At 64.5% G+C, this 14,005-nt stretch carries 7 protein-coding genes and 4 pseudogenes; 4 read left to right on the top strand and 7 right to left on the bottom strand.

Annotation, left to right across the window (positions count from 1 at the left end; genetic code table 11):
* Positions 1–36: 36 nt before the first annotated feature.
* From mscK to AC1RCO_RS21685, 6 genes and pseudogenes are all read right to left on the bottom strand, one after another.
* Entirely contained in the window at positions 37–3,390 is a 3,354-nt protein-coding gene (gene mscK / locus AC1RCO_RS21710; RefSeq protein ID WP_011058860.1) for a mechanosensitive channel MscK, read from the bottom strand.
* A 62-nt stretch (positions 3,391–3,452) separates the two neighbouring features.
* Positions 3,453–5,195, bottom strand: coding sequence for a potassium/proton antiporter (locus tag AC1RCO_RS21705; protein WP_011058861.1), 1,743 nt, complete (start codon positions 5,193–5,195; stop codon positions 3,453–3,455).
* 176 nt (positions 5,196–5,371) lie between these two features.
* A pseudogene (locus AC1RCO_RS21700) lies at positions 5,372–5,971 on the bottom strand (methyl-accepting chemotaxis protein); the annotation flags it as partial.
* Positions 5,972–6,274: 303 nt separating this feature from the next.
* Positions 6,275–6,931, bottom strand: a pseudogene (locus AC1RCO_RS21695) (MCP four helix bundle domain-containing protein); the annotation flags it as partial.
* A 260-nt stretch (positions 6,932–7,191) separates the two neighbouring features.
* On the bottom strand, positions 7,192–8,055 hold the full coding sequence (locus tag AC1RCO_RS21690) for a methyl-accepting chemotaxis protein (RefSeq protein ID WP_401021273.1): 864 nt from the start codon (positions 8,053–8,055) through the stop codon (positions 7,192–7,194).
* Positions 8,047–8,817: pseudogene (locus AC1RCO_RS21685) on the bottom strand (MCP four helix bundle domain-containing protein); the annotation flags it as partial. The gene AC1RCO_RS21690 and the pseudogene AC1RCO_RS21685, both read right to left, overlap by 9 nt.
* Before the next feature lie 311 nt (positions 8,818–9,128).
* On the opposite strand from AC1RCO_RS21685, the gene AC1RCO_RS21680 reads away from it, so the two are divergent.
* From AC1RCO_RS21680 to AC1RCO_RS21665, 4 genes and pseudogenes are all read left to right on the top strand, one after another.
* Complete coding sequence (locus AC1RCO_RS21680) at positions 9,129–9,359, top strand: hypothetical protein (RefSeq protein ID WP_015633896.1); 231 nt, start codon at positions 9,129–9,131, stop codon at positions 9,357–9,359.
* Complete coding sequence (locus AC1RCO_RS21675) at positions 9,356–9,658, top strand: cell division protein ZapA (RefSeq protein ID WP_011058865.1); 303 nt, start codon at positions 9,356–9,358, stop codon at positions 9,656–9,658. Before AC1RCO_RS21680 ends, AC1RCO_RS21675 begins: the two co-directional genes overlap by 4 nt.
* Positions 9,659–9,776: 118 nt before the next feature.
* Positions 9,777–10,847: pseudogene (locus AC1RCO_RS21670) on the top strand (cache domain-containing protein); the annotation flags it as partial.
* 21 nt (positions 10,848–10,868) lie between these two features.
* Positions 10,869–11,714 carry a methyl-accepting chemotaxis protein gene (locus tag AC1RCO_RS21665; protein ID WP_370511282.1) on the top strand — a complete coding sequence of 282 codons (846 nt, stop codon included), beginning with the start codon at positions 10,869–10,871 and terminating at the stop codon, positions 11,712–11,714.
* 253 nt (positions 11,715–11,967) lie between these two features.
* On the opposite strand, the gene AC1RCO_RS21660 is transcribed toward AC1RCO_RS21665, so the two are convergent.
* Positions 11,968–13,770: an acyl-CoA dehydrogenase gene (locus AC1RCO_RS21660; protein ID WP_077933246.1), complete on the bottom strand. Its 1,803-nt coding sequence runs from the start codon at positions 13,768–13,770 to the stop codon at positions 11,968–11,970.
* Positions 13,771–14,005 lie beyond the last annotated feature (235 nt).

Genomic DNA, 14,005 nt, shown 5'->3' with positions numbered 1-14,005 from the left:
GCAGAATGTCCGAGTATTCTGCTGGGGAAAGAGGCCTTAGTCGAGTTTGCTGGCCGGCGGTTCCTGCAGCGGCTTGCCCTCGGCCACCGGGACTATGGTCTTGGCCTCGGGTTCGATGGGCACCATCTTGTATTCCTGGCCGTGGAGGTTCTTCAGGTAGACCTCCATCTGCCGGAACGAGATGTTGATGTGCTGTTTCTTGAACTCGCGGTTGATGAAGCGGTTGACCTCGTCGACCACCGGGTTGCGGTCCCCCAGCTCGCGCACGTGCATGCGCAGCTCATGGTCCAGGGTGCTTTCACCGAAGTTCAGGAAGTACACATGGGGTTCCGGCTCCTTGAGGACCCGCGGGTTCTCCCGGGCGGCCTTGAGCAGCAGTTCCTTGACTAGGTCCAGGTCCGAACCGTAGTCCACGCCGAGCTTGAGGGTCACCCGGGTGATGGTGTCGGTCAGCGACCAGTTGATCAACTGCCCGGTGATGAAGGTCTGGTTGGGGACGATGATGTCCTTGCGGTCGAAGTCGGTGATGGTGGTGGCGCGGATGCGGATCTTGCTCACGGTGCCCGACAGGTTGCCGATGGTGATGGTGTCGCCGATCCGTACCGGGCGCTCGAACAGGATGATGATGCCGGAGATGAAGTTGGCGAAGATCGCCTGCATGCCGAAGCCCAGGCCCACGGACAAGGCGGCCACCAGCCATTGCAGCTTGTCCCAGCTGACCCCCAGGGTCGACAGGGTGGCGACGAAACCTATCCCGGCGATGGCATAGGACAGCAGGGTGGTGGTGGCATAGGCGCTGCCCTGGGCCAGGTCCAGCTTGGACAGCACCAGTACCTCCAGCAGGCCAGGCAGGTTGCGCGCCAGGGCGAAGGTGATGCCGACGATGATCAGCGCGCCGATGACGTCGCCGATGCTGATGGGCACCATGCTCATGTTGGCGCCGGTGCCGCTGGTGTATTCGTAGAGGGTGACGTTGTCCAGGTAGGAGAACACCGTGATCAGGTCTGCCCATACCCAGTACAGCGCCGCCATGAAGCCGCCCAGCAGGGCCAGGCGGATCAGGCGCAGGGATTGCTCGTTGACCTTCTCGATATCCAGGGTCGGCTCTTCCACCACCGCCTCGCCGCTTTCCCCGGCTTCCTTGGCGGCCTGGCGCTTGCTCAGCGCGCGCTGGTAGGCCAGGCGCCGGGCCGCCACGCTCAGGCCGCGGACGAAGGTGGCCTCGATCACCAGCCAGAACATCAGCAGGTACAGGGTGTTGATCAGCCGGTCGCTGAGTTTCAGGGCGGTGTAGTAGTAGCCGAAGCACACGGCGATGAACAGGGCGATCGGCAGCAGGGTGAAGAGCACGCCCACGGCCTTGCGGAACAGCGAGGTGTTCTGGTGGGTCGGGCTGCTCAGCAGCAGGCGGCTCAGCAGCCAGGCCATCAGTGCATAGCAGGTCAGCACTACGGCGATGCCCAGCACGTCCTCGGCCAGGGCCGCAGGCTGGTGCTCGGCCACCGCCACCACGGCCACCAGTGCCAGGACCACCAGCCCCAGGCGGCGGACCCAGCCCTGGAGGAATTCCACCTGGGGTTTTTCCCAGCGGAAATGCAGTTCCGCCACGCCGCCGGGGGCGAGGATCCGATAGGCGGTATAGAACACCAGCCAGGCCTGGGCGATCTGCAGCAGCGCGGCGCCGAGGTTGGCGTTCTGCCCACGGGCGTCGATCTGCAGGGCGTAGCCGCACAGGGCCAGGACCAGGGTCACCGGCATCGCCAGGAGGATGTTCACCAGGATCGCCAGCGGTGTGTGCCACTGGCTGTCGCGTTTGAAATGGCCGATGTCCTTGTGCACCTTGTTCAGGCGCGCATACAGGGCCTTGCGCCGCCACAGCAGGGCGCCGAACAGCAGCGCCAGGGGCAGGAACAGCAGTGGCCGCTGGGCCAGGCCGTCGGTCAGTTCGCTGAGGCTGGAGGCCCAGGGCAGGGTAGTGACCTGGCGCTCCAGGCGCACGGGGACGCTTTGCAGCCACTCGGCGTCCAGCGGCTTGTTGCTGGGGATCCAGAACATCTGCTCGTCGAGGGTCGCTCGCAGGCTCTGGGAGGTGCTGAGCAGTTGCTTCTGGTTCAACTGCAGGGTGATGGATTCATTGAGCAGCGCGCTCAGCTCGCGGTTCAGGCGTTCCAGCAGGTCGGCGCGGGTGATGGCGAGATCGATCAGGGTCCGGCGCAGTTGTGGCGTGACCTGTTCCGGGGGTTGGTTCTTGAGCAGGTTGTCGACGTAGGTGCTGGGGCTGCCCAGCAGCTCGCGCTGTTGATTGACTTCGAACTGATAGAGGCGGATGTCGGCGATTTCGTCCGCCAGGTCGCGGTCCAGTTTCAGGCGCGGCAGGGCCTGCTTCTGTTTATAGAGGATCTTCGACAGCAGCAGGCTGCCCTTGAGCACGTTGATTTGCTCGTCCAGGGCCGCATCGCTCTGGGTCACGCTGTCCAGCTGCTGCTTGGTCAGCAGGTTCTGCTGGGTCAGTTCGTTGAGGCGGTCGGTGCTTTTGAGCAGGTAGTCGGAGAGCCTGAGGTTGCTGGCGCTCTCGGTGGCCAGCAGGCTGCTGCTCCCGGCCTTCTGCGCCTCGATGGACTGCTGGGTCACGGTTTCCTGGGACTGGGCCAGGCGCTTCTGGTTGATCAGGGTCTGCAGGTCCTGGATTTCCTGCTCCAGGCGCGCGGTCTTTTCCATCAGCAGGTCATGCTGGCTACTGCCCAGATCCTGCAATTGGCTGTTGCCGGCCAGTTCCTGGCGGCGCAGGGGGATCAGCGCGTTGATCGCTGCCAGCTCGGCGTTGAGCAGGTTGCGCTGGTCGGCGCTGAGCAGCTTGCCGCCGTCCTTGCCGGATTTGAGTGCGGCGTTGATCTGCAGGATGCGCGTCTGGCTGCTGCTGATCTCCGCCTGGGCGCGCTCGGGGCGGGTCTGGGCGGTGATGTCCAGGGTATTGGCGTCGGCCAGGGCCTTTTGCAGGTCGCCCTGCAGGCTGGTGCGCTCGGTCAGCAGCTGTTCGAGCTGCGATACCGGCAACGAGCCGTAGCGCTGGATCACCGGGACCACTTTGCTGGCTTTCAGGCGGGCCAGTTCGCGCTGGTTTTCCGATGTCTGGCGCGGGGCATTGCTCAATTGCTGCTTGAGATCGCTCAGGCGCTGCTCATAGTTCTGCTTGTTGGCCAGCTGGTTCAGGGTGTTCTGCAGCAGGGTCTGCAGGGCCTTCTGGTCGGCCTCCGGCAGTTTGCGCTCGGCGATCTTGTCCAGGCTCTGCTGGACCGCCTCGGCGCTGGGCGGGTCACCGCCCTGTACCGCGCCGACAGAGAGGCTCAGGCCCAGCAGGGCAACAGCGAAAAATTTACGCAGGATAGGCATAGAGGTCGGTCAAGCAAGTAGGAATAGGGGGCGCCATGCCGGGGGCTGACGCGTTCCGCAGTTTAGAGGAAGAGTCCGGGGCCGGGGCGACTTCCTTCGGGGAATCTGACGCCGACCTTGCCGATCTTGTTCCCGTCCATCACGGCCACGGTCCAGATGGTGTTGTTCCATTCCACCTGGTCGCCGACCACCGGTGCACCACCGACCTTCTGGGCGATGAAGGCGCCCAGCGGCATGTCTGCGTCCTGGCCGTCGAGCTTGAGCCCGTAGAGCGCCGAGACCGCGCCCAGCTGGGCATCGCCCTCGAGCACGAAGTCACCGAAGAAGCGCAGGTCCAGGCCGCGTTCCGGAGCCTGGCTGAAGAGTTTGCCCAGGGCCGGGAGGTTGTGCTCATGGCCGATCACGCACAGCAGATCGTCGGCTTCGAGCACCGTACTACCCGACGGATGGAGCAGTTGCTGGCCACGAAACAGTGCGGCGATGCGCGTGCCCTCGGGCATTTTCAGCTCCCGCAGGGCGGCGCCGATGCACCATTTCTCCGCCCCCAGGCGGTAGACGAACAGCTCCCACTCGCTGGTGACGTGGACTTCCAGGGCCGCCCGGGAGATCGGTGCCGGCTCCGGTGGAACCGTCACCTTCAGCCACTTGGCCACCCACGGCAGGCTGGTGCCCTGCACCAGCAGCGAGATCAGGACGATGAAGAACGCCAGGTTGAAGTACAGCTGGGCATTGGGCAGCCCGGCCATCAGCGGGAACACCGCGAGAATGATCGGTACCGCACCGCGCAGCCCGACCCAGGAAATGAAGGCCTTTTCCCGGCCATGGAAGGCCTTGAACGGCGCCAGGCCCACCAGCACCGACAGCGGTCGGGCGAACAGGATCATCCACAGTGCCAGGCCCAGGGCCGGCAGGGCGATGGGCAGCAGGTCGTGGGGGGTGACCAGCAGCCCCAGCACCAGGAACATGCCGATCTGTGCCAGCCAGGCCATGCCGTCGAGCATGTGCAGGATGCCGTGGCGGCTGCGTACCGGGCGGTTGCCGATCACCAGGCCGCACAGGTACACGGCGAGGAAGCCGCTGCCGTGCAGGGCGTTGGTCAGGGCGAACACCACCAGGCCGCCGGCCACCACCAGGATCGGGTACAGACCGGTGGCCAGGTGGATGCGGTTGACCAGTTGCAACATCAGCCAACCACCGCCCAGGCCGATCACCGCGCCGATGCCGAACTCGCGGATCAGGTCCGTCAGCAGGCTCCAGTGCAGGCCGGTGTGGCCGCTGGCGAGCATGTCGATCAGGGTCACGGTGAGGAACACCGCCATCGGGTCGTTGCTGCCGGATTCGATCTCCAGGCTGGCGGTGACCCGCTCGTTGAGGCCCTTGCCCCCCAGCAGCGAGAACACCGCGGCGGCGTCGGTGGAGCCGACGATGGCGCCGATCAGCAGGCCCTGGATCAGGTTGAGGTCGAACAGCCAGGCGGCTGCCATGCCGGTCAGGCCAGTGGTGATCAGCACCCCCACCGTGGCCAGGGACAGCGCCGGCCACAGGGCCACGCGGAAACTCGCGACCCGGGTACGCAGGCCGCCGTCCAGCAGGATCACGGCCAGGGCCAGGTTGCCCACCAGGTAGGCGGTCGGGTAGTTGTCGAAGATGATGCCGCCGCCGTCCACCCCGGCGGTCATGCCCACGGCCAGGATGATCACCAGGATCGGGATGCCCAGGCGCGATGAAAGTGAACTCACCAGAATGCTCGCACCTACCAGCAACGCGCCGATCAAGAACAGGCTGTTGATGGTCGTCGCATTCAAAGGCAGTACTCCAGGGCGAAAAAGGCGGGCGCAGGCTGACCATGCAGTCTGCGTGCCAGCGATTCTAACCTGTTGAAATACGCCACTGTCAAAAAGCTTTTGGCGACAGTGGCGGATTCCCCAGGTGCGAATTCCGGCGCCGTTTTACCGGCGCCATCCAGGGCTGGCGGGGTGTTTCAGAGGCGGAAGCGGGCAACCATGCCGTTGAGGTCCACGGCCAGGCGCGACAGCTCGTTGCTGGCTGCACTGGTCTGGTTGGCACCGGTGGAGGACTGCACCGACAAGTCGCGGATGTTCACCAGGTTGCGGTCCACTTCCCGGGCCACCTGGGCCTGTTCTTCAGCGGCGCTGGCGATCACCAGGTTGCGTTCGTTGATCTCGATGATGGCGCTGTTGATGGTGTCCAGGGACAGGCCGGCACCCCGGGCGATATTCAGGGTCGATTCGGCGCGTTCGGTGCTGTTGCGCATGGAATCCACGGCGTGCTCGGTGCCGCTCTGGATGCTGCCGATCATGCGTTCGATTTCGCTGGTGGACTGCTGGGTGCGGTGGGCCAGGGCGCGGACTTCGTCGGCGACCACGGCAAAACCGCGACCGGCCTCACCGGCACGGGCGGCCTCGATGGCGGCATTGAGGGCCAGCAGGTTGGTCTGGTCGGCCAGGCCGCGAATCACGTCCAGTACCTTGCCGATGTCCCGGGACTCGTTGGCCAGGTCGCCGATCAGGCTGGCGGTGCCCTGCACGTCGGAACTCATGCGCTCGATGGCCGACACGGTTTCCTGCACCAGGTCGCGGCCGTCGCCGGCGGAGGCGGTGGCATTCTTCGAGGCTTCGGAGGTGCTCACCGCGTTGCGCGCCACTTCTTCCACGGCGCTGGTCATTTCATTGACCGCGGTGGCGGCCTGTTCGATCTCGTTGTTCTGCTGGGTCAGGCCGCGGGCGCTTTCCTCGGTGACGCTGTTGAGCTCTTCGGCCGCCGAAGCCAACTGGGTGGCGGAACCGGAGATGCGCTGCAGGGTGTCGCGCAGTTTTTCCTGCATCTTGGCCATGGCCTGCAACAGGCGCCCGGCCTCGTCACTGCCATCGACCTTGATCGGCCGGGTCAGGTTGCCCTCGGCGATTTCCTCGGCGGCGCCCAGGGCGTTGGCGATGGGCTGGGTGATGCTGCGGGTCAGCAGCCAGGCGAAGAGGAAGGTCAGGCCAGTAGCCAGCACCAGCAGCGCCACCACCAGGTTGAAGGCCGAGGAGTACTGCTCGGCGGCTTGCTGGTTGGTGTCCACGGTCTGCTGGGTGTTGATCTCCAGCAAGCGGTTGAGCACGGTGTTCATGGCTTCGGAGTTGTTCAGCAGTTCGGTGTTGAGCAAGTTGCGCAGCTCATCCACCTGATTGTTGCGCGACAGGCTCTTCATCCGCTCTTCGATCTGCCGGTACTGGCCCAGCAGTTGGAGGTACTGCTCGTAGGCGGATTTTTCTTCCGGGCTGGTGATGAATTTTTCGTAGATGACCTGGGCGGCGCGGATCTGCTGGTTGCGCATTTCCAGCAGTTCGATGGTCTTTTGCTGCACGTCCGGCTCACGGTTCACCAGCAAGCGGTAGGACAGCACCCGCAGGCGCAGGGTCAACTGGGTGAATTCGTCGAGGCTCTTGATGCTTGGCACGCTGCTCGACGTGATGTCTTCGGCGGCGCCGCGGATCTTGCTCATCTGGTTCAGGGCGAACACCCCGAGGATCAGCATCAAGCCGCCGATCATGGCGAAGCCGAGGAAGGCCCGCGGAGCGATATTCATATTACGAAGGGACATGGTAGGTACCAAAAAGGGCGCATCCGTGCGGGGCTTGAGACTGACTCTACCGTGACTTATCGGTCGTACGACTAAAGTCTTGAGTCTCGCCGTGGATTAAGCCTGTCCGGTACCTGCCTGCTGGGGTGCCTTGAACGCCACCCTCACCAGCCCCCACCGCTCAACGGCGGGAGCTGGAGCAGGGCGCAAGGGCTTCAGAGCTTGAATCGGGTGACCAGGTTGCTCAGGTCGACCGCCAGGCGTGACAGCTCGCTGCTGGCGGCCTGGGTCTGGTTGGCGCCGGTGGTGGACTGTACCGACAGGTCGCGGATGTTCACCAGGTTGCGGTCCACTTCACGGGCCACCTGGGCCTGTTCTTCAGCGGCGCTGGCGATCACCAGGTTGCGTTCGTTGATTTCGCTGATGGCGCTGTTGATGGTGTCCAGGGACTGGCCGGCCCCCCGGGCGATGCTCAGGGTCGATTCGGCGCGTTCGGTGCTGTTGCGCATGGAGTCCACGGCGTGCTCGGTGCCGCTCTGGATGCTGCCGATCATGCGTTCGATTTCGCTGGTGGACTGCTGGGTGCGGTGGGCCAGGGCGCGGACTTCGTCGGCGACCACGGCAAAACCGCGACCGGCCTCACCGGCCCGGGCAGCCTCGATGGCGGCATTGAGGGCCAGCAGGTTGGTCTGGTCGGCCAGGCCGCGAATCACGTCCAGCACCTTGCCGATGTCCCGGGACTCGTTGGCCAGGTCGCCGATCAGGCTGGCGGTGCCTTGCACGTCGGAGCTCATGCGCTCGATGGCCGACACGGTTTCGCGCACCAGGTCGCGGCCGTCGCCGGCGGAAGTGGTGGCGCTCTTCGAGGCTTCGGAGGTGCTCACCGCATTGCGCGCCACTTCCTCCACGGCGCTGGTCATTTCATTGACCGCGGTGGCGGCCTGTTCGATCTCGTTGTTCTGCTGGGTCAGGCCGCGGGCGCCTTCCTCGGTGACGCTGTTGAGCTCTTCGGCCGCCGACGCCAACTGATGGGCGGAGCCGGAAATACTCTGCAGGGTGTCGCGCAGCTTTTCCTGCATCGTGACCATGGCTTGCAGCAGGCGCCCGGCTTCGTCGCTGCCATCGACCGTGATGGGGCGGGTCAGGTTGCCTTCGGCGATCTCTTCGGCGGCCCTCAGGGCATTGGCGATGGGCTGGGTGATGCTGCGGATAAGGCGCCAGGCGAACAGCAGGGTCAGGGCGCTGGCCAGCACCAGCAGCCCCACCACCAGATTGAAGGCTCTGCGGTACTGAGCGGCAGCATCATCGTCGGCGACGGTGGCGTAATGGCTGTTGATCTCCACCAGTTGGTTGAGGACCGCGTTGATCTTTTCGGCGCTGTCCATCAGTTCGGTATTGAGCAGTTGTTGCATGGCCTCAAGCTGGTTGTTGTGCGACAGCTCGATCAGTTGGCTCTCCAACTGCCGGTGGTGGCTCAGCAGCGTGCCGTATTGCTCGTAGGCAAGGCGCTCCTCGGGGCTGCTGATGAGCTTCAGGTACTGGGCTCGGGCTTCTTCGATCTTCTGGTTGCGCTGGTCGATGGCATCCAGGGTCTGCTGCTGGGCCTGGGGTTCGCGGTTGAGCAGCAGCCGGTAGGCCTGGACCCGTTGGCGCAGGCTGAGCTGGGTGAACTCATCGACGCTCTTGATGCTCGGGATGGTGTCCTGGCTCATGCGCTCGGTGGCTGAGCGGATCTTGCCCATCTGATTCAGGGCGAACACCCCGAGAAACAGCATCAGGCAACCGATTAGGGCAAATCCGAGGAAGGCCCTCGGGGCAATATTCAGGGAGCGCAGGGACATGGACATTACCTCGGGTGAGCGCTTTATTGCGCTGGCAGGATCAGGGACGTACCTGTCTATCGCGTTGAACAATGGCTTCTTGAACCGGCGGATGCAGTTTCAGAAATTTCTTATGCGTAACTGGGAAAGTTCATAAAAGTCCGAGACTCCGACGAGGCGTCAGGAACCGGAGCGCAGAATGACAGTCTCTAACAGCTCTCGCGGAAGGGTCATCGCCAGTAAAATCAAGGCTTTGCGCCTGGATAACCCTGGCATCCAGGGTGACTTTTCTTTATCGTACGCGCCCTTTGCAAAAAGCCCGGAAGATCAAAATGTTGGAAGCATCCCTCAGCCAATTGGAACAGCTGGTCAGCGACCTGGTGGTACAGAACCAGGAACTGCTCGGTACGAACGCAGCCCTCAAGGAACAACTGGACCAGGCCAAGGATGAAAACGAAAGCCTGCAACTGAGCCTGATGGAGCAGGAAGAAAAGCAAGGCGCCACCGCTGCCCGGATCCAGGCGCTGGTTGAGCGTGTCAGCGCGAGCCCGGCCAATCCATGAGACATCACATCGATGGAGTGAAGGTCGTTTCGATCCTGGGGGAGGATTACTCGATCAAGGCGCCGGCCGGGGAAGAACAGACCCTGATGGACGCTGCGCTGATGCTCAAGGCGGCCCTGGCCGACACCAAGAAGAAGTACCCGACGCTGATCGGCGAGCGCCTGCTGGTGCTGGCGGCGATGAACCTGTGCTCGCAGCAGATCGAGATGCAGAAGCGCCATGCCCAGGAACTGGAGCGCTATCAGGAGCAAGTGAGCGCCACCGTCGAGGTCATCGCCAAGACCATTCAACAGAACTGACGGAACTGCACACAGTCGCAGGGTTATAGGTTGGACAAACATAACTAATGTTTGTATACAACCTTCCGCGGCTGGCGCGACATTTCAGCCTCTTATACCAATAAGAAAGAGGTGTTCCATGCAATTCTGGCGACGCAGTATTCAATGGCAACTCGTCCTCAGCATGGGCTCGGCCCTGCTGGTCAGCCTGCTGGTGGTGGTGGCGGTCTACACCGTGGTGATCAACCACCTGACCCAGAACTACCTGGTGGACAAGGCGCTGCCTTCGAGCATCGAAGCCATGCGCAACGATATCGAACGCATCCTCGCCCAGCCGCTGACGGTCGCCCGGGACATTGCCAGCAACGGCATGCTGCGCGATTGGCTGGCAGGCGGCGAGGATCCGGCCCAGGCCCAGGTGTTCGTCGACTACCTGGAAGGCATCCGCGCCGAAAATCAGGCCTTCACCACCTTGATGGTGGGCACCGCGACCAACCACTACTACAACGAGAAGGGGCTGGATCGCACCCTCAGCCGTTCCAATCCGAAGGACGCCTGGTTCTACAGCTTCATCGACAGCGACAAGCCGCGGCTGCTCAACATCGACACCGATGTGGCCACCGGCGAGTTGGCGATGTTCATCGACATGCGGGTCAAGAAGGACGGCAAGCTGGTGGGGGTGGCCGGGCTCGGGCTGAAGATGCAGGCGCTGTCGCAACTGATCCATGATTTCAGCTTCGGCGAGCACGGCAAGGTCTATCTGGTGCGCGCCGACGGCTTGATCCAGGTTCACCCCGAGGCGCAGTTCAGCGGCAAGCAGCACCTGTCCGAGCAGATCGGCGAGTCGGCCGCCCAGGCGGTCATGGGGCACGAGGGGCTGGCCAGCAGCCGGTTCGTGCGCGACGGCGAAGACTTTGTGGCCCTGAGCCTGCCACTGCGGGGCATGGGGTGGTCGCTGGTGGCCGAGGTGCCCGAAGCGCAGATCTACGCCGATGCCCGGCAAACCTTGTGGCTGACCACCGGCATCGGCCTGGCTATCGCCCTGGTCTGCCTGTTGCTGGTGATCTGGCTGGCTCGCGGCCTGGTGCGGCCGGTACGCCAGGTGACCGCCGGGCTGGTAGCCATCGGCAGCGGTGGTGGCGACCTGACCCTGCGCCTGGATGCCAGCCGGGCCGACGAGCTGGGGGACCTGGCCCGGGGCTTCAATCGTTTTCTCGACAGCCAGCACGGCATGATCGGCGAAGTGCTGGCCACCACCGAGCGTCTGCGGTCATCCGTGGGGCAGGTGGCGGCGGTGGTGGAGAACACTGCCGAGCGCTCGGGGCGGCAGCAGGAAATGACCGACATGGTGGCCACGGCCGTGCACCAGATGGGGCTGACCGTCCAGGACATCGCACGCAACGCCGGGCAGGCGGCCGATGCGTCCCAGGCGGCCCGGGATGAGGCCCAGCTGGCCCAGGGGGTGGTGGACGGCTCGATCCGGCACATCGAAAGCATGTCCGGGGAAATTGCCCTGGCCGCCAGCGCTGTCAGTGAACTGGCGCATCAGGTGGCCTCCATCGATCAGGTACTGGCGGTGATCCGCGGGGTCTCCGAGCAGACCAACCTGCTGGCCCTCAATGCGGCTATCGAGGCAGCCCGTGCCGGGGAAATGGGCCGAGGCTTTGCCGTGGTGGCGGACGAAGTGCGGACCCTGGCCCAGCGCACCCAGGCTTCCACCGACGAGATCCAGCAGATGATCCAGAGCCTCAAGCAGGGCGCGGAGAATGCCGTGGCCTCCATGCATGCCGGGCAGTCGGCCACGGGTACCGGGGTGCAGTCCAGCCAGCAGACCGGGGCTTCGCTGACAGCGATTACCGGGCAGGTTGAGCACATCAGCGACATGAACCAGCAAGTGGCCACCGCCACCGAGGAGCAGTCGGCGGTGACCGAAGAGATCAACCGCAATGTCCAGGGCATCTCCGATCTGGCCCGGGCCACCGCGGCCGAAGTCCAGGCCTGTCGTGAAGACTGCCGGACCCTGCAGCGCCTCTCCGAGGACCTGGCCCGACAGGTGGGCGGCTTCAAGCTGCACTGACCACCCGCCGCGGTGCGTCAGGCCGGGCGCCTTCGCCGGCAAGCCGGCTCCTACGGGGAGCAATGGCGCCTGGTGCAGGAGCTGGCTTGCCAGCGAACCATGCACCGCGGTGTATCAGGCCGGGCGCCTTCGCCGGCAAGCCGGCTCCTACGGGGAGCAATGGCGCCTGGTGTAGGAGCTGGCTTGCCAGCGAACCATGCACCGCGGTGTATCAGGCCGGGCGCCTTCGCCGGCAGCCGGCTCCTGGGTGGCCTCAGAACCAGGCGTCCTGCATGCTCAGGCAGGTATCGTCCCGCGCTTCCAGCAGTGCCAGCTCGTGCTGGCAGCCTGGCACTTCCCAGGTCAGGAAGTAGCGCGCGGCCTGCAACTTGCCCAGGTAGAAATCCCGATCCGCCGCCACTGCCCGCGCCAGTCCTTCCTCGGCCCGGATGGCCTGTTCCAGCCAGCGCCAGCCGATCACCGCATGGCCGAAGGCTTTCAGATACAGCGCCGAGTTGGCCAGGGTGCCGGTGACCTTGCCGCTGGCCAGGTCACCCAGCAACCCCAGCGTCACGCTTTGCAGGCGCGTTACCAGTTGTTCCAGGGGCAGGCGCAGGGCGTCCAGTGATTGATGGGCGCGGGCCCGCTCGCCGGTCTCGGCAATCAGGCGTACCAGGCGCTTGAGCCCGGCGCCGCCGTTCTGCGCCAGCTTGCGCCCCAGCAGGTCCAGGGACTGGATGCCGTGGGTGCCTTCGTGAATCGGGTTCAGGCGGTTGTCGCGGTAGTACTGCTCCACCGGGTACTCCCGGGTATAGCCGTGGCCGCCGAGAATCTGGATCGCCAGTTCGTTGGCCTTCAGGCAGAACTCTGAAGGCCAGGACTTGACGATCGGGGTCAGCAGGTCCAGCAGTTCGTGGGCCTGCTGGCGCTCGGCCGCATCGGCCAGGGTGGTGGTGTCGTCAAACAGCCGCGCCGCGTACAGCCCCAGGTCGAAGGCGCCTTCGACGTAGGCCTTCTGGGTCAGCAGCATGCGCCGCACATCGGCGTGCTGGATGATCGCCACCGGCGCGGTGCTCGGGTCCTTGCTGTCCGGCAGGCGACCTTGCGGGCGTTCGCGGGCGTATTCCAGGGAGTACAGGTAGCCGGCGTAGCCGAGCATCACCGCACCCATGCCGACGCCGATCCGCGCCTCGTTCATCATCTGGAACATGTAGCTCAGGCCGTGATGGGGCTTGCCCACCAGATAGCCCACGCACTGGCCGTTATCGCCGAAGTTCAGCGCGGTGGAGGTGGTGCCGCGCCAGCCCATCTTGTGGAACAGCCCGGCCAGCAGCACATCGTTGCGCGGCCCCAGGCTGCCGTCGTCGTTGACCAGGAACTTGGGCACGATAAACAGCGAAATGCCCTTCACCCCGGGCGGCGCGTCCGGCAGCTTGGCCAGGACCATGTGCACGATGTTTTCCGACAGCGGGTGGTCGCCGCCGGAAATGAAGATCTTGTTGCCCTTGAGCCGGTAGCTGCCGTCGGCGGCCGGTTCGGCACGGGTGCGGATATCCGATAGCGACGAGCCGGCATGGGGCTCGGTCAGGGCCATGGTGCCGAAGAAGCGACCGTCGATCATCGGCTGCAGGAAGCGTTGTTTCTGTTCTTCGGTGCCGAAGCTCTCGATCAGGTTGGCGGCGCCCATGGTCAGGAACGGGTAGGAGGTCGAGGCCGCGTTGGCCGCCTGGAAGTGGGCGAAGCAGGCCTGGGACAGCAGGGTTGGCAGTTGCATGCCGCCGGCCTCGAAACTGCGGGCGGCATTCAGGAAGCCGGCTTCGAGGAACGCATCCACCGCCGGTTTCACTTCGGGGATCAGCACCGCCTGGCCGTCTTCGTAGCGTGGCTCGTGCTCATCGCCCTTGCGGTTGTGCGGGGCGAAGAACTTCTCGGCGATGCTGCGGGCGGTGCCCAGGGCGGCGTCGAAGGTTTCCCGGTTGTGCTCGGCAAACCGCTCGCGCTGGGTCAGGCCCTCGGCGTCGAGTACCTCATACAGTTCGAAGGCCAGATTGCGGGAACTGAGCAGCGTCTCGGACATGGCGGCATACCTGTGGGATAGGGAATGGGCCGAGTCTAGGCGCGTGAATGAAGGCTGGATAGCAAGATTGATGTGGGTGATAAAGATGCCAAACAGGCACAGCCCCTGTCGCCGCTGCCGAAGGCTGCGATAAGTCCCGCAGGAGCTTCGGCGGCAATGAAATCGCTACGGCCGTTCCGGCCGGTCGCAGCCTGCGGCAGCGGCTACAGGAAATGGCGTCGGGCAAAAAAAAGAG

The sequence above is a fragment of the Pseudomonas sp. GW823-FHT03E05 genome (assembly GCF_058796855.1).
This window is presented reverse-complemented; position numbering and strand designations above follow the sequence as displayed.

Excerpts from the sequence above, each read along its gene's own strand:
- AC1RCO_RS21660 (WP_077933246.1), bottom strand. The coding sequence starts at position 13,770 with ATGTCCGAGACGCTGCTCAGTTCCCGCAATCTGGCCTTCGAACTGTAT.
- AC1RCO_RS21665 (WP_370511282.1), top strand. The coding sequence starts at position 10,869 with ATGATCGGCGAAGTGCTGGCCACCACCGAGCGTCTGCGGTCATCCGTG.
- mscK (WP_011058860.1), bottom strand. The coding sequence starts at position 3,390 with ATGCCTATCCTGCGTAAATTTTTCGCTGTTGCCCTGCTGGGCCTGAGC.
- AC1RCO_RS21690 (WP_401021273.1), bottom strand. The coding sequence starts at position 8,055 with ATGCAGGAAAAGCTGCGCGACACCCTGCAGAGTATTTCCGGCTCCGCC.
- AC1RCO_RS21680 (WP_015633896.1), top strand. The coding sequence starts at position 9,129 with ATGTTGGAAGCATCCCTCAGCCAATTGGAACAGCTGGTCAGCGACCTG.
- AC1RCO_RS21675 (WP_011058865.1), top strand. The coding sequence starts at position 9,356 with ATGAGACATCACATCGATGGAGTGAAGGTCGTTTCGATCCTGGGGGAG.